The sequence below is a fragment of the Enterococcus aquimarinus genome, from assembly GCF_001885765.1.
In the GTDB taxonomy this organism is placed as follows: domain Bacteria; phylum Bacillota; class Bacilli; order Lactobacillales; family Enterococcaceae; genus Enterococcus_I; species Enterococcus_I aquimarinus.
In genome coordinates this window covers 26,066-52,277 of the sequence record NZ_JXKD01000001.1, presented here as the reverse complement: position 1 = coordinate 52,277, position 26,212 = coordinate 26,066, and the positions used below count along the sequence as shown (strand labels likewise).

At 37.5% G+C, this 26,212-nt stretch carries 23 protein-coding genes and 2 pseudogenes; all 25 read right to left on the bottom strand.

The genetic code is table 11. The annotated features are described in order from the left end of the window. Positions 1–6: 6 nt before the first annotated feature. Positions 7–1,473, bottom strand: coding sequence for a pilus assembly PilX N-terminal domain-containing protein (locus RU93_RS00265; RefSeq protein ID WP_071873613.1), 1,467 nt, complete (start codon positions 1,471–1,473; stop codon positions 7–9). A gap of 5 nt (positions 1,474–1,478) precedes the next feature. Then, positions 1,479–1,958, bottom strand: a complete 480-nt coding sequence (locus RU93_RS00260) for a prepilin-type N-terminal cleavage/methylation domain-containing protein (protein ID WP_071873612.1) — start codon at positions 1,956–1,958, stop codon at positions 1,479–1,481. Beyond that, positions 1,912–2,340, bottom strand: coding sequence for a type IV pilus modification PilV family protein (locus RU93_RS00255; RefSeq protein ID WP_169818067.1), 429 nt, complete (start codon positions 2,338–2,340; stop codon positions 1,912–1,914). The genes RU93_RS00260 and RU93_RS00255 overlap by 47 nt, the downstream gene beginning before the upstream one ends. A gap of 378 nt (positions 2,341–2,718) precedes the next feature. Next, on the bottom strand, positions 2,719–3,975 hold the full coding sequence (ilvA, locus tag RU93_RS00250) for a threonine ammonia-lyase IlvA (protein ID WP_071873610.1): 1,257 nt from the start codon (positions 3,973–3,975) through the stop codon (positions 2,719–2,721). Between the two features lie 19 nt (positions 3,976–3,994). Beyond that, the gene (gene ilvC / locus RU93_RS00245; RefSeq protein WP_071873609.1) at positions 3,995–4,990 is read right to left on the bottom strand and encodes a ketol-acid reductoisomerase; all 996 of its coding nucleotides are present in this window, start codon (positions 4,988–4,990) and stop codon (positions 3,995–3,997) included. A 40-nt stretch (positions 4,991–5,030) separates the two neighbouring features. After that, on the bottom strand, positions 5,031–5,507 hold the full coding sequence (gene ilvN / locus RU93_RS00240; RefSeq protein ID WP_071873608.1) for an acetolactate synthase small subunit: 477 nt from the start codon (positions 5,505–5,507) through the stop codon (positions 5,031–5,033). Further along, positions 5,504–7,222, bottom strand: a complete 1,719-nt coding sequence (ilvB, locus tag RU93_RS00235) for a biosynthetic-type acetolactate synthase large subunit (protein WP_071873607.1) — start codon at positions 7,220–7,222, stop codon at positions 5,504–5,506. Before ilvB ends, ilvN begins: the two co-directional genes overlap by 4 nt. Positions 7,223–9,146: 1,924 nt before the next feature. Beyond that, a complete protein-coding gene (istB, locus tag RU93_RS00230) occupies positions 9,147–9,893 on the bottom strand; it encodes an IS21-like element helper ATPase IstB (protein WP_245785350.1) in 747 nt (248 codons plus the stop codon). Next, positions 9,890–10,390 carry a hypothetical protein gene (locus RU93_RS00225; protein WP_071873606.1) on the bottom strand — a complete coding sequence of 167 codons (501 nt, stop codon included), beginning with the start codon at positions 10,388–10,390 and terminating at the stop codon, positions 9,890–9,892. The genes istB and RU93_RS00225 overlap by 4 nt, the downstream gene beginning before the upstream one ends. A gap of 165 nt (positions 10,391–10,555) precedes the next feature. Continuing rightward, positions 10,556–11,833, bottom strand: a pseudogene (locus tag RU93_RS00220) (ISNCY family transposase); the annotation flags it as partial. Positions 11,834–12,194: 361 nt separating this feature from the next. Next, positions 12,195–12,404 (bottom strand): hypothetical protein, encoded by a 210-nt coding sequence (locus tag RU93_RS12000; protein WP_071873604.1) that lies wholly within the window; start codon positions 12,402–12,404, stop codon positions 12,195–12,197. A 110-nt stretch (positions 12,405–12,514) separates the two neighbouring features. After that, positions 12,515–12,619 (bottom strand): annotated as a pseudogene (locus tag RU93_RS11955) (DNA methyltransferase); the annotation flags it as partial. A 365-nt stretch (positions 12,620–12,984) separates the two neighbouring features. Then, positions 12,985–13,185 (bottom strand): hypothetical protein, encoded by a 201-nt coding sequence (locus RU93_RS00205; protein ID WP_071873603.1) that lies wholly within the window; start codon positions 13,183–13,185, stop codon positions 12,985–12,987. Beyond that, positions 13,178–14,305 carry a hypothetical protein gene (locus RU93_RS00200; protein WP_211272532.1) on the bottom strand — a complete coding sequence of 376 codons (1,128 nt, stop codon included), beginning with the start codon at positions 14,303–14,305 and terminating at the stop codon, positions 13,178–13,180. Before RU93_RS00200 ends, RU93_RS00205 begins: the two co-directional genes overlap by 8 nt. 23 nt (positions 14,306–14,328) lie before the next feature. Beyond that, positions 14,329–14,790 carry a hypothetical protein gene (locus RU93_RS00195; RefSeq protein ID WP_071873602.1) on the bottom strand — a complete coding sequence of 154 codons (462 nt, stop codon included), beginning with the start codon at positions 14,788–14,790 and terminating at the stop codon, positions 14,329–14,331. Between the two features lie 22 nt (positions 14,791–14,812). Then, the gene (locus tag RU93_RS00190; protein ID WP_071873601.1) at positions 14,813–15,025 is read right to left on the bottom strand and encodes a C2 domain-containing protein; all 213 of its coding nucleotides are present in this window, start codon (positions 15,023–15,025) and stop codon (positions 14,813–14,815) included. 80 nt (positions 15,026–15,105) lie between these two features. After that, a complete protein-coding gene (locus RU93_RS00185; protein WP_071873600.1) occupies positions 15,106–17,658 on the bottom strand; it encodes a BpuSI family type II restriction endonuclease in 2,553 nt (850 codons plus the stop codon). An 11-nt stretch (positions 17,659–17,669) separates the two neighbouring features. After that, the gene (locus RU93_RS00180) at positions 17,670–18,755 is read right to left on the bottom strand and encodes a DNA cytosine methyltransferase (RefSeq protein ID WP_071873599.1); all 1,086 of its coding nucleotides are present in this window, start codon (positions 18,753–18,755) and stop codon (positions 17,670–17,672) included. Further along, positions 18,745–20,211 carry an Eco57I restriction-modification methylase domain-containing protein gene (locus tag RU93_RS00175; protein WP_211272531.1) on the bottom strand — a complete coding sequence of 489 codons (1,467 nt, stop codon included), beginning with the start codon at positions 20,209–20,211 and terminating at the stop codon, positions 18,745–18,747. The genes RU93_RS00180 and RU93_RS00175 overlap by 11 nt, the downstream gene beginning before the upstream one ends. A gap of 28 nt (positions 20,212–20,239) precedes the next feature. Beyond that, positions 20,240–20,431, bottom strand: a complete 192-nt coding sequence (locus RU93_RS00170; RefSeq protein WP_071873597.1) for a helix-turn-helix domain-containing protein — start codon at positions 20,429–20,431, stop codon at positions 20,240–20,242. Between the two features lie 520 nt (positions 20,432–20,951). Further along, the gene (locus RU93_RS00165) at positions 20,952–21,794 is read right to left on the bottom strand and encodes an abortive infection family protein (RefSeq protein ID WP_084131070.1); all 843 of its coding nucleotides are present in this window, start codon (positions 21,792–21,794) and stop codon (positions 20,952–20,954) included. A 264-nt stretch (positions 21,795–22,058) separates the two neighbouring features. Beyond that, positions 22,059–22,340, bottom strand: a complete 282-nt coding sequence (locus RU93_RS12150; RefSeq protein ID WP_211272530.1) for a hypothetical protein — start codon at positions 22,338–22,340, stop codon at positions 22,059–22,061. A 491-nt stretch (positions 22,341–22,831) separates the two neighbouring features. Next, on the bottom strand, positions 22,832–23,107 hold the full coding sequence (locus tag RU93_RS00155) for an HU family DNA-binding protein (protein WP_071873596.1): 276 nt from the start codon (positions 23,105–23,107) through the stop codon (positions 22,832–22,834). A 216-nt stretch (positions 23,108–23,323) separates the two neighbouring features. Continuing rightward, entirely contained in the window at positions 23,324–24,634 is a 1,311-nt protein-coding gene (gene der / locus RU93_RS00150) for a ribosome biogenesis GTPase Der (RefSeq protein WP_071873595.1), read from the bottom strand. Between the two features lie 262 nt (positions 24,635–24,896). Next, positions 24,897–26,105 (bottom strand): 30S ribosomal protein S1, encoded by a 1,209-nt coding sequence (gene rpsA, locus RU93_RS00145; RefSeq protein WP_071873594.1) that lies wholly within the window; start codon positions 26,103–26,105, stop codon positions 24,897–24,899. Between the last annotated feature and the right edge of the window lie 107 nt (positions 26,106–26,212).

Genomic DNA, 26,212 nt, shown 5'->3' with positions numbered 1-26,212 from the left:
CATCCTTTACTGTTCTAAAATTGGTCCACTTTGAAGTAAGTCTTCTAATTTTGGTGTCGTCGCCGGACCACTTGAGAGGCCCGGGAAGCCGGAAGTGTCGATATTTGGGTTGTAGGTGAGGCTGGCACCACCCATTAGGTCAAATTCGTTTGCAATTACTGTACCCTCTATTTTTAAACTTGTAACTGATACTTTTGCAAATGGAGCAATGAGCAACAGATTTGAAATACCTAATCCGTTTGTAAATTTAACCTCTTTATCCCCATTATATAACAGTACACCATTTATGGAAGAACCCCGTTCAAATTGTAATTTAGCTTCTTTAATAATAATATTTCCAGATATTGTCGAATCATCAAAGTGAAATCTACTAGTATCTAAATATATCAAAGTAAGTTTATTAACTGAATCGATAGTATTATCCTTAAAATTTATTTTTGCGTTTTGTCTTATCGTCAAGATATCCTTTACTACAATTGTAACTTTTTTTTCCCCTTTAATCTCAACTTTGTTTCCCACATTTTCCCAACTGTCTAAAAATAATACTGTGTTATCATACATCGGTTCTAAAATCAATGTAGAATTATACCGTGATGATAATGAAGAAATGTATACTTCTTGACTATCAATTTTTAAAGTATGCACTGCGTTATAGTCTATAACAAGTACATCTGCTATTTTTTTTGTATTACTCGATTGTTTAGGAATCTTAATATTCTCAAATAACTTTTCGTATTTTTCCCATTTAATAGTATTAGTATCAAATTCTTTATATTTTACCGTAGTATTATTTGCCTGATTATCAAGCAATTTATCTATAGACGTAGTGTTAGGAAAAAATAATGTTGTATTGTTAAAAACAGGGCCAGAATTTCGAAAAATCACACTCTTTTCTTTATTTGTAGTTGAATATGTGTAAATATCTCCTGTTATTGAATCATTAAATATATCTATTCGACCCTGCGTTATCAACGCCGTCTTATCCGGCAATCCACCTGATCCGCCTTTATCGACCCACGAGACGTCGAATTGTTTTTGGACGGTTCGGGTTTTGCCTCCGACAGAGCCGATGGAAGTTAACGTGTATTTTCGCGGTTCGCTGCTATCAGTAGCGGTGAAGGTTACGTTGGCCTTTGCATCATCGCCGAATTGTTTGTCGAATGAAAAGGGACGTTCTTCATTTAGAAAGAGGGCATCATCTAGTGCCGCATAGAAGTCGCTGCTAGTCGTAGTCGTTGTCGCTTCATATGTCTTCATCACCTCTTGACTGGCTTTTTCATACGCTTTTTTGGCACCGGCTTCGGCGATATAAAAGGCGGAAGTGCCGTCTCGGTTAATGTCACTTAAGCGAAAACTGCCGACGGTTAAAAAACTAATGGACGTGGCTAAAACGGTTAAGACTAAAAAAATCATTAATGTTAAGACGAGGGCGCTACCCTCTTCGTTGGCCCATTCGCTTCTTTTTTTATTCATCTGACTTAACCACCCCTAAAAGAAATCATCGTTTCGTATTTTGTACCGTTTTTGCCGATTAAGACAATGGTGAGACTGCGATTATCTGTTGATTTTGTGGCAGTAAACGTTTGAATATCCTGCGCGATGACGCTGGCTTCTTTCGATCGAAGTTCATCGTCAATCAGTGAAAACGTCACGACACCATCTATTAAAATCGCACCATCTTTGACTTCAACTTGGTTGGCTTTTAAGTTGCGTAACTCGCGGGTCATCGTCGCAAGTCCGATTGTCAGTTCGTTCGATTGACTCGCAATCGCCGCTTGCTTACGGTATTGCTTTTGGCCAAACATATGCGCGGAACCGACTAATGCGATGATAATCGACAACAACGCAAGGACGGCCAGGAGTTCGACCAAGGTAATGCCTGCTTCACTTTTGAAATCAACTCGCCACCATTTATTTTGGGGGCGTGGTGAGCGTGAGGTAGGTTTGCATTTCAGCATAGGCTTTTCCTCCCTTTGTGACTGTGACCTTTGTCAGATAAAGCGTTGTTGTATTGTCTGTCGGTCCGGTAGTTGTCGCCTTAATGGTAAATCCTTCTTCTTGTTTGACAATCAAACCCGTTTTCTCAGATTCCGAATAGGACGTGTATTGTTTCTCAATTTCCGAATAAGACGTGTATTGATTGAGTGTTTCTAAGTGTGCTTGTGCGATGAACGTCGCACGATTGATATCACTGGTTCGATTATTTGTTTTGGCCGCTTGAATAAAAAAAGAAAGAAACGTCGTGACAATCATCGAAATCAGCGCGATCGCGACGAGGACTTCGACTAACGTCATACCCGATTCATCGGACCATCTAATTTTGTTATTTTTTCGTTTCATCACTTTCATCTACTTTTTTCCTTTTTTATGGCACTATTTTTTTGTTCATTTATTAACAATATAAGGTTATTTAAACACGTTTGTGGCGCTCATTCGATACCTTATCTTATTTAGAATATTTATAATTAAATTATAAGCTCGCCCCTATTTGATGTCAACATATGGGGCCTCGTTCGAACAAATTTTGCGAACATTATCGTTGTTATCGATAACATTCTCATTCTCTGTGACCGATTGAACAAAAAATCACAACCAAGAAGACGGTTTCATACTTTTAATTTAGAAATTCACTTGCTTTTTCTGTAAAAAGAACGACTGTCTCAATTCGGAATATTTCCTAAATTGAGACAGTCGTCTATGTTTTTACATCGTGCATGATTACACTAACAAGGTAAATAATGATGGATGTTCATTTAATTTAATGTAATTCGGATCAAAAGCGAGCATCCGGGCAAACAAATCGGGTAAATCCTCTGTTTGTTTAGACAACACACCTAGAATGACCGGCCCGGTACCGCGATTGATTTTCTTCGTATATTCAAAGCGCGTGATGTCATCATTTGGACCGAGAACGTCATTAACAAATTCTTTTAAAGCGCCTGGTCTTTGTGGGAAGTGAATCACAAAATAATTCATTAAGCCTTGATAAATCAGGGCCCGCTCTTCAATTTCCGCCATGCGACTGCTGTCATTGTTTCCGCCACTAATAATGCAAACAACAGTCTTGCCTTTGATTGCCTCGCGCATTTCTTCTAACGCAGCGACACTGAGCGCACCGGCAGGCTCTGCGACAATGGCTTGTTTACTATAAAGTTCCAAAATCGTCACACAAACTTGTCCTTCATCAATCGCAATGAGTTGATCGACAAATGCTTTAGCGTGAACATAATTATGATCCCCGACTTCTTTGACAGCTGCACCATCGACAAACTTATCAATTTGGTCAAGTGCCACCGGATGCCCTGCTTCAAAGGCGGCTTGCATCGACGTCGCCCCTTTTGGCTCGACACCGACGACTTGGGTTTGAGGACTGACGGCTTTGACATAGCGACTCACGCCACTAATTAAGCCTCCGCCACCAATCGCAGACACCACAAAATCAGGCGTCACTTGCAATTTCTGCAAGTCTTCCATGATTTCAAGGGCCACCGTTCCTTGACCGGCGATAATCGCTGGATCATTGAACGGATCGATGAAGGCCATCCCTTGTATGGTTGCATATTCTTTAGCCGCTTGGGCCGATAGATCAAAATTATCACCAACGAGACGAATATCCACCCAATCACCGCCAAAAAAGGCGACTTGAGACACTTTTTGTTGGGGAGTCGTTGTCGGCATAAAAATCGTTGCTTGAATTTCTTTCTCACGACACGTATACGCCACGCCTTGCGCATGGTTGCCTGCACTCGCACAAACAACACCTCGACTTAACTCGAGGGTTGTTCGTTGTTGAATGGCATGATACGCACCACGTAATTTAAACGAGCGCACTTTTTGTAAATCTTCTCTTTTCAAGTACACATTGGCTTGATATTTTTGGGACAAATAAGCATCGTATTGCAAAGGAGTATGCGTGACTGCTCCTTTAAAACTTTCATAAGCTGCTTCAATCTGTTCTTTCGTCACATACTCCAAAAGGTCCACCTCGCTTTACTTACTCTGCTGATTTGACAAACGGCATCATTTTACGTAATTCTTCGCCAACGGTTTCAATTTGGTGTTCTTTACGTGTTTGACGCATTTGTTTGAAGTTCGCAAAGCCATTCGCATTATCATCGACAAAACCTTTCGCGAAGTTCCCATTTTGGATATCGGTTAAGACATCTTTCATGCGATCTTTCACATCGGAAGTAATGACACGTGGCCCAGAAACATAGTCGCCATACTCCGCTGTATTCGAGATTGAATCACGCATTTTACCGAATCCACCTTCATAAATAAGGTCGATGATTAATTTTAATTCATGACATACTTCAAAATAAGCAAGCTCTGGTTGGTAGCCCCCTTCGACTAATGTTTCAAATCCAGCTTCGATTAAACTTGTTAACCCACCACAAAGTACCGCTTGTTCTCCGAATAAATCCGTTTCTGTTTCTTCCTTGAAAGTTGTTTCTAAAACGCCCACACGAGTCGCGCCAATTCCTTTTGCATAAGCTAAGGCTGTTTCTTGCGCTTTACCTGTTGCATCTTGGTAGACCGCATATAACGCTGGTACCGCAAAGCCTTCTGTAAAGGTACGACGCACTAAATGTCCTGGGCTTTTTGGTGCCACTAAGAAGACATCCACATCCGCTGGTGGTGTAATCACGTCAAAATGAACGTTAAAGCCATGGGCAAAGACGAGTGAATTCCCTGCTTCTAAACTTGGAGCAATTTCGTTTTCGTAAAGTGTGCCTTGGATTTCGTCAGGTGCTAAAATCATGATTAAATCTGCTTTCGCTGCAGCTTCTTTCACTGGGAAAACGTCAAAGCCGTCTTCTTTCGCTGCTTGCGCTGATTTTCCTTCACGTAATCCGATGATGACATTGTGGCCGTTATCGCGTAAGTTTTGCGCATGCGCATGTCCTTGTGAACCGTAACCCACGATTGCGATTGTTTTCCCTTTTAATTCATCTGTTGCCACGTTCTCATCATAATATACTTTAACCATTGTCAATTCCTCCAATATGTTTTTGTTTTTATTTTTTCATCTATCCTCGAACGAGTCCGGTAATTCCGGTACGAGCGAGTTGTTTTAACCCATAGGGGCGTAACACTTCAATACAGGCATCAATCTTCTCATGCGTTCCCACAACTTGAATCATAATGCTTTTTTGCGCCACATCGACGATATCTGCTCGAAACGGGGCAATCACTGCCTGAATCTCTGAGCGAATCGCTGTGGGAGCATTGACTTTAATTAACGCCAATTCTCTTTCAATATGAGGGTCTCCTGTAATATCAAGAACTTTTAATACCTCAATTTGTTTATTCAATTGCTTAATGACCCGCTCAGCTTCCGCTAAATCAGAGACATTCACCACAATTGTCATGCGGGACAACTCGAACTGTTCTGTCGCCCCAACGGAAATACTTTCAATATTTACTTGGCGGCGATTTAACACACTCGTCACCCGACTGAGGACACCCGATTTATTCGCCACTAAGGCAACAATCACTCTTCTCATTGGCCCTTCACTCCAATCATTTTATGATTTGGCATCCCAGATGGAATCATCGGTAGCACATGTTCACTACTCGAAACCACCACTTCAATTAATTGCGGACCTTTGTAGGTGAATGCTTCTTCCAGCTCAGCTTCAAACGTCGCCGGATTGCTTAACTTCGTCCCTTTAATGCCATACGCTTCCGCTAATTTAATGAAGTCAGGATGATTCGTAAAGACCGACGCCGAACGACGATTGCCGTGGAAACTTTCTTGCCACTGACGAACCATTCCTAAGGATGAATTATTGATCAAAATAAATTTCACATTCAATTGAAACTCATTCAAAATCGCTAACTCTTGATTCGTCATCTGGAAGCCACCATCGCCCACAAACACAATCACTTCTTTGTCCGGATGCGCAAACTGCACGCCAATCCCAGCTGGAATCCCGTAACCCATTGTTCCTAAGCCACCACTTGTAATGATTTGGCGTCCAAAGTTAAAGGGATAATACTGCGCCACCCACATTTGATGTTGACCCACATCTGTCGCAACATATGCTTGGCCTTTTGTCATTTCACCGATTTTTTCAATCAAGCGTTGTGGCTTAATTTCGTCCGTGTTCTCACGATCAAACGTAAACGGATAGCTGTTCTTGCGTTGTTGACAAAGCTCTTGCCAAAGCGTCATCTGAATCGGTTGATACGGATACGCCAAGAGTTTTTCTAACGCCACTTTCGCGTCGCCGACAATCGGAATATCCGTGTCGATCACTTTGCCGATTTCAGCCGGATCAATATCAATATGGGCAATCGTCGCATGCGGCGCAAACTCAGGCGGACAACTTGCCAAGCGATCGTCAAAGCGACTGCCAATATTTAATAGAAAATCACATTCCGCTAACGCCATATTCGCCGCATAGCTCCCATGCATGCCACCCATTCCTAAAAACTCAGGTGCGCCATTTGGCAAGACCCCTAAACCAAGTAACGTCGAAACCGTCGGGATATGATATTTGTCAACAAACGCTCGGAACAATTCCTCGCCACCAGCCGCCGTCACCCCAGCACCTACTAAAAGGACTGGGCAACTCGCCTTTTGCAATTGCGCCATCAATTTATTGATTTGTCCCTCAGAAGGATTCACATTTGGTTGATAACTTTCGATCTGAATCGGCGCCACTTCACGCACTTGATCCGTCACCGCGAGCGTCATATCCTTCGGCAAATCAATCACCACCGGACCCTTACGTCCCGTCGTCGCAATATGAAACGCTTCTGCCACCGTTTGTTCCAAATCTTCAATACAGCGCACTTGATAATTGTGTTTCGTAATCGGTAAGGTAATTCCTAAGATATCCGCCTCTTGAAAGGCATCCTTGCCAATCACCGGACTCGCCACTTGTCCCGTAATCACGACTAACGGTGTTGAATCCGCCATCGCGTCCGCAATCCCTGTCACCACATTCGTCGCACCCGGACCACTCGTCACTAACACCACACCAGGCTTGCCAGTTGATTTTGCGTATCCTTGCGCCGCATGAACCGCACCTTGCTCATGACGAGTCAAAATATTCGGAATCTCCGCATCATATAACGCATCGTAAATTGGTAAAACGGCTCCACCTGGATAACCAAAGATCATTTCCACGTCCTGTTGTCCCAAACAACGCAACAACAGTTGGGCACCGGAGTACGATTGTTGGGCTTCGTCTTTAATTTGTCTATTCTCCATCAAAATTCCTCCTAATTTTTAAGTAAACAATTCAATCTCTTCTATTTGTGTTGTGGAAATTCTCATCTACCAAAATACAAAATATCGAATAAAAAAAGAGCATCCTTCTATCAATCAGATAGGATACTCTTTTGCGAGAATCCCATTTCGTAACACGAATAGGACTCAAACAAGTGGATTGTAGCTCCCCTGTGTTCTAAGTCCTTTACCTAATAATAATGACTAATAAATATAGGTCATTCGTGAATTGCATCGAAATCGTCTCCTCTTAAATGAATTTGTTTTAATGTCTTTATAATATACAGTTAACTTTATTAAAAGTCAATTAGTTTTGTCAGAATATTTAAAATTTAATGGAGAAATGGAAAAATAGCTTAGAAAACAAGTGTTTAATAGGATTAATCTCGTGGTTTTTACGATGAAGTGAATCAAAAATAGAATAATTAAGGAATAACATGCGATTTAAGTAAAGAAACATTTTTCTTTATAATGGATTAATGAGAATTTTTATCCATAGTGCTAAATCACATTTATATTATTAAGGAACGCCAAATAACCGGATGCGTTAGCACACTACCTACATCCGGTTATGATTATTTATTTTATTCATGGTCTCATAGTAACAAAAGACTGCTTGTTCTTAGTATACATCAAGCAAGCATATTGGTCTGCAAACACAATATTGCGAGGATTATATGACTAATAATAGCTACGGTGCTCTGTGATCGAGCACCGTAGTATTGAAAGCATTAGACACAACATGACTCTAATTTATTTCAATCCGTGCACCCGTGAAGGATGCAACTTGATTAAAGGAAGTATTAATACACAATTAGCAATTTCAATCCATACACCCGCATACAGGATGCAACAAAAACAATTTTTTCATAAACATTGATTGTATCTAATCTCAACTATACTCCTATTATAAAGGATATAATAAAAAATATCTATGAGCACCACAATTCAATCCATGCAGTCTTATAAATTTGTCGTAGTTTAGCATAACAATTTATAATAAAGACTATACGGAGGATGACTAAAGAGTTAAATAAAAAGGTTCCATACATTTATGTAATTAATATTTTTAACTCCCTATCTTTTTACAGTCGATATAATAAAAAAATTTTATGATTTATACGTACTTACTGTTAGGAAGGAGGTTTTAAAATGTATTTCAAGAATAACCTAGGTACAATCTTAACGATGAATAATAAAATACTAATTGAAACATTAGATTATTCAACCACTATCGTAGTTAAAGATATCTTTTTGATAAAAGATATCTTTAACTACGAATGTTACAAATTAATTAAATTAAATGAACTGGCTAAATAATTTAAAATATATCTTTTTTTAAAGCAAATTATTTAGTTAAGCAAGGTAAATAAGAATAGTCATTTATTTTACAATCAAATTTTAGTTGATTATTTGATCAGGCGGTTTATTTTAAAGACGAGCGTAAACACTCAAATTGTCGGTTCCAAAACTGATGATACTTAGTATAACTTGGCCCACAATGGATTATTTATCCAAACACTTTAACAGTAAAAACTTGACTCTCACGACACAGTATCGCGGATGTTGCAAACCACTAAACCTGAAAATACCGAAGGATTCAATCAATTAAATCCACGTTATTTAGACAAATATTTGACCCAGAAGCGATTGATACGATTGTAATTGATTTGGATTTGGCTCTTACGATACATTCGGAAAACAAGAGGAGGTCGATCTCAATAACCATTATCAAAAACTCGATATTCTCCACTCCTGACTTTTGATGCCCATACCGAAGAGATTACTAAAAGAATACCTATGAGCATATAAAAATTTAAAATACTGGCACTTGTAACCGTCAAGTAAAAGTGGGCCATTTTCGCCAAACAAAAATGGGCCAACTCGTATTTATTCATTAAAATTCTTAGTGAAATATAGTACTTCTATATTTCATTCTATAGCTATCTCCGCCTAATTGTATTACTTCAGACCGATGAATCAAACGACCTAATATAGCTGCTGTAGGAGCTGGATCACCAAGCAACTCTCCCCAATCTCCAGGGCCTTTATTAGACGTTAGAAGGATAGAAGATTGATTATACAGCTCGTTTATGGCGATAGATAGAAGATTGGCTTCTCTTCTATCTATCGCCATAAACATTAAATCATCTAGTATGACTAAATTGGCTTCTCGTATTCTTTTTAATCGAAGCCTGGACTTACGTGTCATTTCTTCTGTTTTTAACACATGAATCAATTCTCCCATTGAGATAAAAGCAACCTTATAACCTTCTTGTATCGCTTTTATGCCAATACCTATAGCTAAATGTGTTTTTCCCACGCCAGTGGGGCCTAGAAGAATTAAATTATACAACTGATCAAGCCATGCCAAATCAGTTAACTGATTAAATGACTGCTTTTTTAAAGTAGGTTGTTCTTGAAGGGAGAATTCTTCTAGTGTCTTATAAATAGGAAAAGAAGCCCACTTCAATCTTTTTTCGATTACTTTTTCGCTTCTCCGTTGTTGTTCATACGTCATAACAGAAAGTAAGAACTGGCTATATGATAATTCCTGTGTTTCTGCTTTCTTAATTAACTGAGGTAATGCGTCATAGGACTCAACGAGCCTCACTGCTTTCATTTTACTTTGTAATTCGGTATAAATACTCAATTATTAGTACCTCCTTCTAAAAAGGGAAGATAGGTTTCTAAAGAACGAATCGAAGGTTTTATCTCTAGAATATCGTTTAACTGCTCATCTAACGGCTTAATTTTAGCAGGAGATTCTTCAAACAATTCTATCGGTTCGTGTTGTGCTGACTCTGTTAAAAATCGAATCATATCCTTTAGTTCTGAAGCGCTGAACAGTCTTTTTTCTACACACAATTTTAAACCGCTATTGACGAATATCGAAGGAAAGTGATTCCATTGTTGGTTGACTAGCTGTAATTGATCTCGGATATACCGTGGGTATTTCTTTTTGATTTCTAACATAAAGATTTGAGCTAGGACCTGAGCTTCAAATTTTCCAATAGTAGATTCCATCATTGCAGAAATACCTTTAGTGCGATCTCGCAAGTGGTTCTTATCTTGAATTAGTTTTCCTTTTTCTTTTGAGAGATTATGTTTCCCAAGCGTTTCTCCATTTTCGGAATCATAGATAATCAAACGAGTCTGGTCTATCTTTAACTGAACCACTTTTCCTAAAGCATGATACGTTCCTAGAGGAACAGAATAGCGATTAGAAAGATACAGCACAGTATGTCAAGCGAAAGGTAAAATGTCCTAAATCCTAGGCTCACATTAATGTGACCGCATTTGGTAAAATAAGAATTAAGCTGCTCGTTCAGCTTCATATTCTTCGAGTGTTTTTCCGATGCTGCGATGATATCTTTTGAAAGACTCTAGTTTCCACGGGTGAGATTGTGGGGGAATATACTGGCGTCTTTCTTTTTTTTGCTCTGGAATCGGGTCAAACTCTGTTGAATAGTCGTCATGTTCTTTCAGTCTCCTTGTTGTGTATATTTTTTCAGCGATATTTACATAGATTTCGCCGTTAAAGGATTCGATAACGAGGGCTTTTGATCCGCGTGTAAAGTACTGATCTTCGCTACCCTCCGTCGGTAAATAGTAGTTATTTTGATACCGAATGTGATGCCCACTATCGATTTTTCTATTTGCGACTCGTGCTAATAATAAATTCATCTCTGATTTCGTAGGTGCCTTCTCATAGATTGATTCCTTCGTCTTATTACCAAACTTCCTATTAAATGATTGAATCCATTTTGTTAAAAAATGATTGGCTTCCTCAATAGATTGGATCCCTGCTAATTCTAAATCTACAGGAAGTCGTGATTGAACCGTGCCGTTTAATCGTTCTACACGGCCTTTCGCTTGTGGAATAGAGGAGGTACGAATGTCAATACCGAGTTGATGGCAGGCAAAACCAAATTGCGTGAAGGTATCTTCCTCAACGACTTTCTTGGTTTTGGATTGATAGTCAAAAACGGTTCGTTTATCGGTTAAAAAAGCTAAAGGAATCCCTCGGTTACGGAGGATCTGATGGAGCACATGATAATAGCCATTGAGCGTTTCTTGCGTGTCGAAATACCCACCAACGATATCCCCAGAAGCGTCATCAATCGCTAAGTGAAGATGGGTGACGTCGTTCCCGAACCAATTGTATGAACTGGCATCCATTTGAATCAGCTCTCCTTGGTATTTTTTCCTAGAGCGGCTAGGATGGATTTTTTCGGGTGAAGCCAGTTGATCTTCGGCTCTTGGAAGCAGTGGATTATCAAGCTCTGTCTTTGCTTTCATTGATTGTGCTTTGATTCGAGCTTTTATTTTTTTTCGTGTCTTTCTTTGTGTTTTAGGTGAGATAATATTCGCTAGGTATAAAATATTTCGAATCGTTGTATCGGTGTAACAGATCGCATAATCCTCCTTTAATATTTCAGTAAAGTGCTTCACGTTCGGTTTTATATTAAACTGTTGATAAAGCCCAATGATTTGTTTTTTTACATTCTCTGGTACGGCGTGTATCTGTTTTTTTCCTCTATTACCGTGTGAAAAAACAGCCTTTCCTCCTTCTTGATATTTTTGGATTAAAAGTGGTCCATTATTGTCTGGCGAAAATGGTCTACTTTAGTTTAGCAGTTACAGCACTAAAAAAATCGCGAATAAACTATAAAAAATTAAATCAGATCAATACCTAGTAAGTGTCAATTTTTAGGTAGACTTCAAACCAACGATTAGACAGTTATTGGTTTAATAATTTCTCGTTAAAATCATTTTTAAAGGTAGTTGTTCTGGAATAGAATTTTAAACCAATTAATCTTACGTCATCGTTTTCAGTTGAGACTTCGATGTCTTTTCTTACAGATAGAGAAAGCAAGAAATCTTCTTTCCATTGAACCTGAGGGCGAAAGTGATCCCCTTTTGGTTCAATAAATACTTGATAGGTTAATGATTAATCTTTTAAATACAATAAAAAGTCAGGCATAAATCGTCTTGTTCCATTTATTTCAACAATCTTAACTTGCCATTCATTTCTAATTAAATAAACCTCTTCATATTTAGCTTTCAATTCACTCATAAACTCGTTTATAAAATTAATCAGAGAACTTTCCCAAGAGTTTACGATGGCTTGATTATAGACATACCAATCAAAATGACGCATGGAACGTGGTTATTTGAATTCATCTATATCTTTTACATTTGTATTTATTTTACTGATTTCTACATAGTAATCGTCAATTAGATCAGAAAACGCAACACCCTCGAATAAAGGCGTTCTTTTTCAAGTCTGTTTTTCATGAAAGTTAGCCAAGTCGAATGGTTAAATCGATCATTGTATTTAAAACTATCATTACCAGTATTGTAAGGAGGATCTATTTTCATGCAGATTTTGACACAAAAATAAAAAGCCCTCTCCTGGGCATAACCCCGGAAAAGGCTTGAAATCAATGCGTTTAGAAAGGTGCTCGAACTTGTGATACGCTTTAGATTACTAACGTATTGAGTTTTTTGATTGGAGCGTTGGTGATTAAATCTAACTTGAATACCCTTACATTTATTCAGAAGAAATAATTAAAAAGTATAACTAAAATTAAAAGGTTCAGTGTAGATATGTTTCCTCTAACACCATGTGGTGACATGACAAGATTGATGTCTTGGGGCATTTTGGGTTGTTGCTTGTATGTGGGAACTGTTCTACGACTATTTTTGATATAGCGTTGTTTGTGGGAACAAATCCACATTTATCTCTTTATTATTTTGATTGCAGCACTAGCAATTTTGGGACCATATTTTTTTAAGCCTATAAGTAAAGCTCCTGCCCCAATACCTACACCACCTAGAATGTTAATACCTTCTTTTTGATGCTTTGGACACAATCCAGTTTTGTTCTTTTCATCGGTTATTATTCGACCACATACCTTACAAGTCTTTTCTTTACTCATTTTCTGAATCCTCCAATGAAACAATGTATATCTCTTCTTCAACATCGTCTTTATCGTTTAATCTTAGTTTTTCCATATTTAACTCAATAGTTGGTATCATCTCCGTGGAAAATGTATGCCAACAGTTAATGTTAGTTTTATCATAAGGAAAATAATCATGCATCAATGTTGCAGCGGGCAATCCTTTTTTTGTTAAAGGTTTTGTAAGAAAATCATATACCACATGATGATATTGTTGTAGGACTTCTTTTGAAGCATCACTGTCTCCAATGTACTCCAACAATTGCATTCGGACACCAACATACTTTGTTGCCAACTGTAAGTCATCAGTCAAAAATCTCATATAAGTGTTTAACTGATTACCGAAAGGTTGCAAAAATGGATAGTTCACTTTTTTAGCAAAACTCTTAGATGTAGTATCAATGTTCTGATATATTGCAGCTAAAGCTGTTCTTATTTTCCCATCTGCCTCCCTAACTAAGCGAATCTGTTCATCTTTCGTTTTTCTTGATTTAGATTCTAGAATTAACGACCTTGCATCTAAGAAAGGAACAATAAAGTCACGATCTCTATCCGTTTCAATTTGATACATCTGAAACTCTTGTATATCAGCTAACTTAGCGTAAATTTGCTTCATTTGAAGCTGATTACTTATGCTTCTAACTGTTTCAATATTATCAACTTTTTTAGTGATTTTTTTTAAAGTTATATCTTTTATTCTAACACCATTTTCATCAAGTATAACTGGTCGGAGATTTCCATCTACTTGCTTTGAATCAGCGATACTGTAGAGTTTACTTCCCAATTTTTCATTTATATCATTTGGCAAACTATCAAAATCAGGAATTAACGTAATACCTTGATTCATTATAATATTGGCATGATGAACTACCTCATTAATAATCCCTAAATTACTTACCGGTAAATCACGTACTAGTTTTAAGGATGAGTCTTCCCTTAACTTAATTGCCATTTGCTGAACATATCCATCAAAGAAATCACTCATTTCCATAATATCCCTGCCGTACTTATCTATGTCAGTTTTGAAAATTATTAATGAGTTCTCAGTATCATTTTCTGGTATATTAGGCTCATCTATAATTTCTATTTTATCCCCCACTCATGTCCCCCCCTAGATACAAATTATTGTAGTAATGCTCTGATATGGTTGGATAAGACTTCTTTACGCTTTTCATAGAATACATCAAAATCTTCAAAATCTAATGCTACATCTTTCGGAATCGTAGCTTGCTCCATGAATGCCTGTTTTTGTACTTCATTCATATCATTATAGTAATCAATTAATCTCATATCACTTTTACTGGCATTACTTCTTCCCTCTAATAGATGCAGGTTTGGAAGTCTATTTCTCATTCCACGCCATAATTTCCATTTTTCAATAGTTACTTGGGGTGGTTTATTTGTATCAAATCGAGCGAATGGATGTAAGTGGTCTAACTCATATTTAAAATGTTTATTAGTCCAATCAAGTCCAAGATAATATAAAACTTCTCCAGCAACACGACTACCCTTTTCTTCGTTAAGAATATCTTCTATTTTACCGTCCGTAACACGAAGTTCATTCATTTGATCCAACATTTCCATCGTAATCTCATAGTTAAATTCGTTAATGTTGGTTTTCATTTGTTGCAGCGATAATCACATCCGGAGGTACATTATTCCGGCCACTTTTGAGGTGTCCAGGCAGGGAAGTATCAAAAGAATTTGTTGTTTGAGAATAAGAAGAGAAGATGGCATCGCACAACGAATCATTCGTAACTTTCTGGTTACGAGCTTGATACAATATGTGCATAAGTGTACCAAAACATAATCGTTTCATTGCGATGCCTCCTATTAATTAAAAAAATTTTATAAATCCAATACAATCCCGCCAGCCATCTAATACTACCAATTATGCTTTTATGAATTCCTTTTGTGTGCCAAGAAACTTAATAAACTTTGTGCTGTATCTAAAATTACGTTAGCCTCATCGCCAAACAGTTCTTCAGCCCATATTTTATCGATATCTCTAATTTCGGGATTCTTTAAATTAAGAAATACGATTTCATCTTTTATTTCATTTATTCGATTCCGAGTATTTAAAGAAATCATATCAAGTTGAGGAATAAAAGTGGTATTAATATCAGCAACCTCCATCTTCCTCATCCCTTCTTGGTCTTTAGATGTTACTTCACAAATCAACTGATAAAAAATGGTTGTCATCCAAGTAGACAGCAACAATGCTTCCTCGTAAGTTGACATTGTATATACAACAAAATTAGTTGAAACAAATACCTGTTTTGTAGATAAATACGCTTTACCTGACGTTCTAATGGCACGAGGAACAAGAACAGAATTTTGACCGAACCCATTGCGACTTTCTCTTTGTAGAATTCGTTTCCACTCTTGATGTGTTTTCTCTTGTCTTTGTTGTCTACCTCCACGAGCAGGTAATTGAATATAAGAATCTATAATTTCGTCTATTATTTGTTCATCGTTTGATGTCACGTCCAAAAATTCTGAGTCACCCTCACCGATATCAAGAGTATCTAATCTCGCATTTCTCATTCCAGCTTTAAGAACTACGCCTCTATTTCTAAATTGTCTATACAAATCTTCTCTTGATTTAAAAAACATGATATCGCTGCCACCGTTATTCCCTGCATTACCACGTTTAGGCCTAACTATAAAATCATACTCCCCTAAAGTTCTCATTAATGGAGCAGTCTCGAAGTTCGCCTTAACAAAAGAAATTGCATCAACCATTTCACTATTCAAAGAACGCCAACCATCTGTAATGCTATTTCTCAATTCATCAATCGTTACTTTTTTTGCTACAACACCGGGCATCATTGATGTAAAGTCAACTGTAAATTCATTTGATAAGGATCGTGAAAAACGATGTGTATCTAAATCTGGTATCTTCTCATAACTAGATATTACTTCTATAGAATCACTAGGGTGCATTGCTTTACCTACTAGAACGCAGGTATCCTTAACAACTTCATCAAATATTTCATTACCTGGGTATGTAAAAACTACTCTTAAGCCCAGATTATTAAGAATTAACCTCCTAATTAGCTGTGCTTCATTACCTCGAGCCATTAGATGAGTTTTTGGAAACACACAGGCAATTGTTGTTCCTGGCTTAATTAAGTGAGTTATTAATTCAAGGAAGGGAGCTTCCAAAGGCATTTGGCCAATATTTATACTAGAATTTTCACCCGTCAAAGAGCATATTTTTCTATAAATTTCTTGTTTTCTCTCTACACAATTAATTCCAGCCACAAAAGGCGGATTCATTACAATGATTTTTACATTCTCAAAAAAACTGTTTTCCAAATCAACAATATTACTATTATGTATTTTAGGGGAATTATCACGAGAAACAGTTCTTGCGAAATTTAATCCTAGTCTCAAAGATAATAATTCTAAAAGTCTTGGATTCCAGTCATTTACAAGTATCTGTGTTGGTCTTAAGTTTAGCGTCTCTACTGCTGCACTTACTAAGTTACCACTGCCCGCAGCAGGATCACATAGCAGGTCATTGACATCTAAATTCCCATTAATATATTTTGCTAATTCAGCAACTATTCGCCCTAATTCTAAATCAGTCGGTACCTCTCCTTCATGTTCATGACCTGCGGAAACTATCTGATGCAAAATACCAGAAACAGAATCTCCCGAAATGTTTTGGTTGCCGAAATCATATAGATTGATTAGAGAAGAGTTCTCCACATTAGTTTCATTTTCAAACTTATCTTCAGAGTAATCAAAAATATCTTTAAAATTTACTCTAGCAGCTTCATTACAAATACGTGCAATATTATTGTGAAATACTCTTATATCTGGCAAATCATTTCTGTTTAAAAATGTAAATGCCCCTCGAATGTATTCATAGAGTGATACTGCCAAGTAGCTTTTCCACTTTTTCGGCTGACCTTTAAGTTTTTCCATGTGTTCAGCAAATTCTTCTAAAGTCACTAGGTACTCATAAGTGTTGTTACAATATTCATTAATTCTCTCTTTAAAATATTCCGCTAATTTACTAGTAAATGTTTCTTCATCATCGTCAACAAAACTGCCTATGTTCGAAAGCCCTGGCTTTAGCATTTGCTGAAAAACACGAGGCCTATTTGAATCATATCTGAAAGCAAAAGCATATTCTAAATTAGTAAGGATATAGAAGGGTTTCTCCGATTCGTTAGCATTCATTTGTACATATGACATGGCTTGGAACTGATATCTCGCACTATGGATATCAGAAGGGGTTCTTTTAACTTCAACAACACAGAGATATTTTCCTGTAATGATGTTTTGTATAACGTAATCCATCTCCAGAGAGCCTGTATATTGATGATGTAAAACTCTATATTCGCTTTCTTTTTCAAGTAAGAGAAGAGCACGATTCAATGCTCTCTCACACACAGGATGAAATTTATTTACTTCTGAATCAGAATATGAAATCCACATAAGCTCTCCTCCTAAATGTACTCTTTTAATTTATTGGCAATAATTTCTGCCAATATTGGTGGCACAGCATTTCCTACAATAAGATTTTTACCTTGCTTACTCGATGAAACTAATTTATATGAATCGGGAAAGGATTGTAATCTCAGTGCTTCTCTAACAGTTATTAGACGGTCTGCAGAATAATGTATATTGCACCCAACATTCGGCCTGTTAAAGTAAGTGTTAATTGTATACGATGGTGCATCTGGCCTTAGGCGACCGTAACAAGTTGTGTGTCCGCCATCTCTCTGTAGTCTCTTGATTCTTGCAGAATTCACGTCTGCAGGAATATCCATATAATTTCCGCCAGGCTTAACATGCGAAATGATATATTTATCGAGCTCACTCATCTGAGGAATGAAATGTTCCGTAATTTCACCTTTTCCTCTCATGATTTTTTGATATTCACTTTGAGGTTCAACCAAATATTTTGTTGTCTCTTTTTCATCGCTTACAGCTAAAGGTAAGTCTCCAAGTGCTTCCTCAACACTCACATAACGTTTGAAATTAGAGCCATCTTCACTATGCGTTGCAGCAGGAAATTCAAAAGGCTCTCCGTTCCTCAATCCCACAATAATAACCCTTTTCCTTTTTTGAGGAATCCCGTAATCAGCCGTATTCACTACCTTAGTAGAAATTGAATAGCCTATTTCAATAAAAGCACTTTTTAAGAGTTCAATAACCTTTTCTCCCTTAGCGTTTTTAGCTGAAAGAAGACCTGTTACATTTTCAAAGACAAACGCTTTTGGTTCTATGTGCTCGATAATTTGAATATATCTCCAAACTAATTGGCCCCTCTCATCTTCAACATCCCTTTTACCCGCAAGAGAAAATGATTGACAAGGTGGCCCACCTATAACAACATCTACATGTGGCACAGTTGCCAAGTCAATGGCATTTATGTCTTCACAAATAATGTGGTTCCCGATATTTGCTATGTAAGTCGATACCGCGTTTTTATTATTATCTATAGCCCATTGAATATCAAACCCTGCTTTTTTAAACCCAAGGTCTAACCCTCCACCTCCAGAAAATAGACTTGCGACGCTAATTGCCATTAGTATATCCCTCCAATCTGTGTTTTTTCAGTTCAGTAAACTGATCAGTTATTTCTTCATAACTCATAGTTGAGTAAGAAGAAATAATTGATGTAATCTTTCTAATATAAGAAATATCATTTCCGAATAACAACTTTTCAGACAGCTTACATATTTCCTCTTTATCATGCTGAGAAATCAAAGAGATATCAGGAAACATTAAATCCTCTATATCATAACGCTGTAATTTTAATAATCCTGCACCATACTTCTTACCTGATTTCTCAAGTTGAAAATATGTATAGTAATTGTTGAGCAAACCGAACAATAGCGTTTTATCAATTTTAGGATAAATAACATAAAAATTATCTCTTACTAATGTTCCTTTTTCGTTGTCAATAAACTTCATATCATTTCGTACAAAATAACTGAATAAAATTCCTTTACTATCTATTGGCTTTATAGTATACCAAGGAGAACCCTGTTGTATTTTTTCATATAAAGTTTTTGGCGAGGATTCTTCTAGGATTGATTCTTTCCAGTTAGTAAGATAATCGTTGACTTCATCATTTAATTTGTCATCTATGGATAATGAAAGTAACATATCTACCTCGGCAGTTTCAGTACTAAACCCTTTGATAGATTTAGGGGAGGAGATAATAGGTACAAGCTTTTCTTTAGATACATTTTCTTTAAAACCAGGATTAATAAACATGGCATTAAAGCCAGTTGTCAATCCGCGTCTTACTTGTGCGTACTTCGAGAAATCTGTACTGAAATTCAAATCTTTCTTTTCAACAGGTAGAAGTTTCTTATCAATAAGCTCACCACTTCTTATTTCTAAGTTTCTAAACTGGGGCACAACTGAAGTCTTACCCTTCAACAAATGCAAAATCACAACATCTACTAACGCTTCTTTTTCAAAGACCTCTCCGGAAACATGTATCTGTTGTTTCATAGTACATTGTGAGTAGAGTGTTTTTTCAAAACCTTTACCACTTCGAGTTTTTAGCCAGCTACTCGGAAAGATGACTACCAACTGACCATTATTTTTCAATAATTCAATTGCTTTAAGTATGAAATACATATAGAGATTAGCTGTCTTAGGTAGAGTTTCATAAATCCTATTTTTCCGTAATATTTCTTTTGTGACTCCATATTGCTTTAAATCATCTATTTTTTCTTGTCTTATGTAGGGAGGATTCATAATAACTCCATCGAATTTCATATCACTGTTTAGACTTAAAAAATCTTTATTAAATAAATTGAGTGTCGGATATACCGTTCGTACCTCATTAAAAAGATTCTCATCCAATTCATATCCACTAATATTATTATATCCTTGATACATACAAGCCTTCAGAAATGCACCATCTCCAAAACAAGGATCAAGAATAGAATCATTCTTATCAAGATCAAATAGAGACGCCATATATTTTGCTACAATACTATTTGTAAATACTTGGCCTAAATCCATTTTATATGTTGCCTCTCTTTCTTCGGTCTCACTCAATAGCACTCTTACCACTCTTAACCCAAGCGTCTAACTCAGTACACTTAAACTTCCATTGTTTTCCGATTTTATGTGCGGGTAGCCCTTTGCCTTTACGAATCCAACTGCGCAAGGTTCCTTGCTTAACACCTAAGTATTCAGCAGCCTCATCGATATTTATCCACTTCTCATTCTGCTCTATCATTTCATCACCTCAAGATCAGTCAGTATAGTTTGATACCATCTTATTATACATCTTAGCATAGTTTTCAGTGTTTTTCAATGTGTTTTGTATTGTTTGCTATCGTTTATTGTCACTAAAATTAACATATATCTTGTCAACTCATAATTATTTAGACAACTATCTTATCAACTCATCACATCAATAATTATATCGGCTTATAATTTCTCTAATTCACCAATCTTAGATATTTTCCCTCAAAACAAAAATCCGTGATTATCCTTCTGGCTTAGAACCAGACCTCAAATCACGGAAAGCCTTTATTTACTTATCTTATTAAACTCTTACTTCTCAACTCTTGACATCAATACTACCGTCTCAACTTGGCCCGATAGGCTCATCTTGATGTCTTTAGTGTTTTTTTACATTTATCCGTATGAGGAAACATTTCTATCCTATTTTTGATCATTTTGCTCGTTTGTGGAAACATGTCCACTATGCGTTTCCGTCTAAGGAAACTATTCATGCAATAAATTGAGTGAATTTAAATTATGATACGACCATTTTCTTTTCTCCACTCATATGTATCCCACAAATAGTTAACAAGTGTGATACTACTGCCTACAGCTAATTTAGCGTGACGCACGGTCAACCCTTTATAAGTTGCACTTTTCCCATGACCACTTCCATACGCATTTCTTAGCTCCGCGATATTTCCAGCTACACCGTGAAGATTACCTAGAATTGCTTTAACGGTTCGACTTTCAGATGTACTTTCATCGACGTTATCTGTTGAGATTTCTAAGAACTTCATAGTTGCTTTTACCAACTGACTAACATTCCAATCTTTATTAACAGGTTCCTGACTTGATTCAAGAATTGTTTTGCAACAACTCTCTATAAACTCTTTGGATTTCCCTATTGCCTCGGTTGGATTTTCACTCTGCATTTTAAGCATAATGTCAATCTGAGCAGAAACGTAGTCACTTGAAAACTTCTCTTTTAATGTTTCTCCTGCGTCTGTGAAAGGGGTTATATTGAGTTTTATTCTATCCATTACAGCGCGGCATCTCTTGTAATATGCTTGATACTCCTTATTTAGTATTCCACTATAGGAATCCTCATCGCTATCTATCTCTGATTGATAATACGACTCATAGTATTCAAGTAAGTCGCTTAGTAATTTGATCACTTCATGTTCCTTCGCTTCATTGACATAAGCTGTTAATGATTTCCCTTTTGATAATCCATAGTGTTCACATAAAGGAATTCCAATACTGCTTTGTGTGAACACGTTAAATGAGTCTGTGGAAAAATTAAGAACATACCCAGCTCGATTGAACAAGCTTAGGAAGACACCTTTTTCAATATTTGATATTTTTGCCAAATCTAATTCCCCCAGTCATAGATGGAAGTTATTCCACACCCAAAGCTTTAAATACTGCTTCCTGCGGAGTTGAATAAAATATCAAGCTAAACGCTCCAATAAGATCAGCTGGTACTGTGCCCAGTTCAGCTGCGGAAGTTATCGGAATCAGAACCTTCTTTGTGCACCACTGTCAAGACATACTTGCAGAACGCTAGCCAGCTCCTCAACCTTTTGTATCGTACCACTGATACTTATTTCGCCAAGAACCGCAAGGCTTGAAAGTTATGAAACCATCTTATACCGGGGGATGCGTTCAATTTCGAATTCTTCATAATAAGGAAGATCTGCGAGCGTTGATCCACGTACGATACCACCTTTGTTGAATCCACATATTTCTAAAGTGGCGCTTAGTATAAAAGAGTTCGGTTCAGCAACTCTTCTTAAAAATAGATATTCATCCTCAGACGAATAGGTAATCTGAGGATACATCTCTTCAAGAAAAGTCCAATAACCCTCTTCTTCATCACACTTGTCTAACTGGAATGGCAACACTTTTCTAGACAAAAATTATAAGGTCTGTTTATGACACCATATCCAGTTGCCCTTGACAACGAGCCTTCCTCGGCATGGTTTGTTGTCTGGGAGCTGACCTGAGGCCATCCCATCGGCAGATTACCATACCTCAGCTCATTATCAAGGATTCACTACCTTTCATAACAATTGATCAATAGTGGTACAGAATTTTTTAGTCACCAAGGATGGCTAATTTAAACTTGAAATTTACGATTAAATAATAACTCAATTTTTTCGATCTAAAAAGTACAAACGAAAATAGTTCATTATATTTCCATGGAATTAAAAACCCCATTCTGAATAATACTCCATACATTTAAATGATTTAGTAGGTTTAAATCTATAATCTATCCACAATTTATAATTATTTATTCTCTACCCTCATATCTTTAGATAACTTGCCCTTTCCTTGCCCCTTCACCATCTAAATATAAACAAAAAGAACATTGAAACCCCAAGGTATCAACGTTCTTTTAATCTGTCTATTTCACTGCGTCTTTAAGAGCTTTGCCCGGTTTGAATGCAGGTACTTTGCTTTCAGGGATTTGGATCTCTTCGCCAGTTTGAGGGTTACGTCCTTTACGCGCTGCACGAGAGCGTACTTCGAAGTTACCAAAACCGATTAATTGAACTTTTTCGCCGTTAGCTAAAGCGTCTTGAATTGTTGAGAATACAGCGTCAACTGCTGCAGTCGCGTCTTTTTTTGTTAAGTTTGTTGCTGATGCAACTTTTTCGATTAATTCTGCTTTGTTTGCCATGGATGGTTTCACCTCCTGAAAATTGGTCTATTGAATGACATGTTCGCAAGATTGAGTGGTCCAATCATTGCGAATAAATATTGATTTACCTCATCAATATTCTGTTATAACGTTATCACAAGAACCCTATAATATCAAGGGTTTTAACAATTTAAAGGCTTTTTTTTAGGATAATAAAAATTCCTTTGTCAAATTATCGCAACTATGGTAAAATCTTTATTTTCTTCGACGCGCAATGATTCGAATCGGCGTTCCTTCAAATGTAAAGGCATTGCGGATTTGGTTTTCCAAGAATCGTGCGTAAGAGAAATGCATCAGTTCTTCTTCGTTCACAAAGATTACAAATGCGGGTGGTTTTACCGCAACTTGTGTCGAATAGAAAATCTTCAAGCGACGGCCTTTGTCGGTTGGTGTTGGGTTAATAGCCACGGCGTCCATAATAACATCGTTTAAGACGGATGATGGAATCCGCAAGTTTTGGCTTTCACTCACTCTTTCAATTAATTCAGGGAGCTTATTCAAGCGTTGTCTCGTCACAGCTGAGACAAAAATGATTGGAGCATAGTCTAAGTATTGGAATTCATCGCGAATTTCTTGTTCAAAATCACGCATTGAGTTCGTATCTTTTTTAACTAAATCCCACTTGTTCACAACGATGATCAAGCCACGTCCTGCTTCATGTGCGTAACCAGCAATTCGCTTATCTTGCTCGCGAATTCCTTCTTCGGCATTGATGACGAATAACACAATGTCTGAGCGTTCAATCGCTCGCATCGCCCGCATGACACTATATTTTTCGGTACTTTCGTAAACTTTTCCTCGTTTACGCATCCCGGCAGTATCAATCATGGTGAATTTCTGTCCGTTTTCCCCAACGAAATGGGTATCAACCGCGTCACGTGTGGTTCCTTCGATTTCTGAAACAATCACGCGTTCTTCGCCTAAGATTCCGTTAATCAATGAAGATTTACCAACGTTTGGTCGACCGATTAAACTAAATTTAATCACGCCTTCTTCTTCTGGTTCGATTTCGGTACTAAAATGTCTGATGGCTTCATCTAAGACGTCTCCTAGTCCTAAACCATGACTCCCTGATACAGGGTACGGATCGCCTAATCCTAACGAATAAAATTCATAAATTTCATTCCGCATCTCAGGATTATCGACTTTATTGACCGCCAAAATCACCGGTTTGTTGCTCTTAAATAAAATACGTGCCACTAATTCATCGGCATCGGTTACGCCTTCTTGTCCGCTTCCGACAAAAATGATGACGTCTGCTTCTTCGATTGCGATTTCGGCTTGGTGACGGATTTGATCCATGAATGGTTCATCGCCTAAATCAATCCCACCGGTATCAATAATACTAAATTCTTTGCCTAACCACTCTCCTGTTGCATAAATCCGGTCTCTGGTTACGCCTGGGGTATCTTCCACGATTGAGATACGTTCCCCAGCAATACGATTAAACAGAGTCGATTTCCCTACATTCGGACGGCCGACAATTGCAATTGTTGGATTTGCCATGTTATTCCTCCATTAGTCATTTATTTTTCACTAAAAGTTATCCGATTCACTCAGACAGCTTCACTTGACTTTCAACTAACCTAGTTTACCTAATGAAAAGGAAACTTGCAAGTATTCCCTGTGATAAAACCGCTTTTTTTAATACAAAGAACAAGATTGCGCTTTATTCTTCCTTTATGAGCCTCACTCGACTTTATTTTGACAAGGATAAGATTTGTTGCATACAAAAAGAGTCTGCGATTTCGCACAGACTCTCATTCATTTATTCATTATTATCTTTTAAGGCATCGCCTAAAATATCACCCATCGTAAAACCTGTTGATTCTTCAGGTAACACGTAGGCTTCTTCGATTTCTTTGGCAACTTCGCTCTCCGGTTTTTCTTCGAGGGCTTTAATGCTCAACGCAATTCGATGTTCTTCTGGATGCACTTCTAAGACTTTCACTTGGACTTTATCGCCTTCTGTTAACACTTCATGCGGTGTTGCAATGTGTTTGTGTGAAATTTGCGAAATATGCACAAGTCCTTCAACGCCAGGGAAGACTTCAACGAATGCGCCAAAGCTTGTTAAACGCTTCACGGTTCCTTCTAATGTCGTGCCAACACTTGCTTTGTTTTCGATATCAGACCATGGTCCAGGCAACGTATCTTTGATCGAAAGTGATACGCGATCTTTTAATGGATCAACGGATAAGACTGAGACTTGAACTTTGTCGCCAACAGTTAAGACATCGCTTGGTTTTGCAATGTGTGTATGTGCGATTTCTGAAACGTGAACGAGACCGTCTACGCCACCTAAATCAACGAATGCGCCAAAGTCTGTTAAACGTGCCACCGTTCCTTCAATTTGATCGCCTTCTTTGATAGTTGCGAGTAATTCTTCGCGTTTACCTGCTTTTTCAAGTTCGACAACGGCTTTGTGTGATAAAATTAAACGATTTTCAGATGGTTCAATTTCAATGATTTTGAACGTCATTGTTTGGCCTTTATAACTTTCGAAATCATCGACAAAGTGATCTTCAACCATTGAGGCTGGAACGAAACCACGAACACCCACATCAACGACTAAGCCGCCTTTAACGACGTTCGTTACGGGTGCTTCAATAATTTTTCCTTCTTTAAAATCTATTTCAATCTCTTCCCAAACTTTTTTCGCGTCTAAGCGACGTTTAGATAGTAAATAACTGCCATTTTCTTTATCTTTGCCAATAGTAGAGATAACGACTAAATCTAGGACGTCTCCCACTTTAACAACTTCATTGATATCCTCTACGGGTAAAGTCGATAATTCCTTCGCGGGAATTACGCCTTCAACTCCTGCACCTTCAATCCCTACAATCGCTTGACGGTCTTCAAGGGCTAGTACCTCACCTTTGACAACGTCTCCCACATTTACTTCTTGGAAACTTTCCAATGCGGCTTCCATTGATTCATTTCCAGATTCTACCTGATTGTTTTCAAATTCTGTCATGACAAGCGTCCTCCTAACAACGTTCATTCTAATTTAAAACGGTTCTACCTTAAGTGTATGCTATTCTGAGATAAAAATAAAGCGATTTCTCATCTTTTCATCAAAAA

Coding starts and splice junctions, on each gene's coding strand:
- RU93_RS00265 (WP_071873613.1), bottom strand. CDS start 1,473: ATGAATAAAAAAAGAAGCGAATGGGCCAACGAAGAGGGTAGCGCCCTC.
- RU93_RS00260 (WP_071873612.1), bottom strand. CDS start 1,958: ATGCTGAAATGCAAACCTACCTCACGCTCACCACGCCCCCAAAATAAA.
- RU93_RS00255 (WP_169818067.1), bottom strand. CDS start 2,340: ATGAAACGAAAAAATAACAAAATTAGATGGTCCGATGAATCGGGTATG.
- ilvC (WP_071873609.1), bottom strand. CDS start 4,990: ATGGTTAAAGTATATTATGATGAGAACGTGGCAACAGATGAATTAAAA.
- ilvN (WP_071873608.1), bottom strand. CDS start 5,507: ATGAGAAGAGTGATTGTTGCCTTAGTGGCGAATAAATCGGGTGTCCTC.
- ilvB (WP_071873607.1), bottom strand. CDS start 7,222: ATGGAGAATAGACAAATTAAAGACGAAGCCCAACAATCGTACTCCGGT.
- RU93_RS12000 (WP_071873604.1), bottom strand. CDS start 12,404: ATGCGTCATTTTGATTGGTATGTCTATAATCAAGCCATCGTAAACTCT.
- RU93_RS00205 (WP_071873603.1), bottom strand. CDS start 13,185: ATGAGTAAAGAAAAGACTTGTAAGGTATGTGGTCGAATAATAACCGAT.
- RU93_RS00195 (WP_071873602.1), bottom strand. CDS start 14,790: ATGGAAATGTTGGATCAAATGAATGAACTTCGTGTTACGGACGGTAAA.
- RU93_RS00190 (WP_071873601.1), bottom strand. CDS start 15,025: ATGAAACGATTATGTTTTGGTACACTTATGCACATATTGTATCAAGCT.
- RU93_RS00185 (WP_071873600.1), bottom strand. CDS start 17,658: ATGTGGATTTCATATTCTGATTCAGAAGTAAATAAATTTCATCCTGTG.
- RU93_RS00180 (WP_071873599.1), bottom strand. CDS start 18,755: ATGGCAATTAGCGTCGCAAGTCTATTTTCTGGAGGTGGAGGGTTAGAC.
- RU93_RS00175 (WP_211272531.1), bottom strand. CDS start 20,211: ATGGATTTAGGCCAAGTATTTACAAATAGTATTGTAGCAAAATATATG.
- RU93_RS00170 (WP_071873597.1), bottom strand. CDS start 20,431: ATGATAGAGCAGAATGAGAAGTGGATAAATATCGATGAGGCTGCTGAA.
- RU93_RS00155 (WP_071873596.1), bottom strand. CDS start 23,107: ATGGCAAACAAAGCAGAATTAATCGAAAAAGTTGCATCAGCAACAAAC.
- der (WP_071873595.1), bottom strand. CDS start 24,634: ATGGCAAATCCAACAATTGCAATTGTCGGCCGTCCGAATGTAGGGAAA.
- rpsA (WP_071873594.1), bottom strand. CDS start 26,105: ATGACAGAATTTGAAAACAATCAGGTAGAATCTGGAAATGAATCAATG.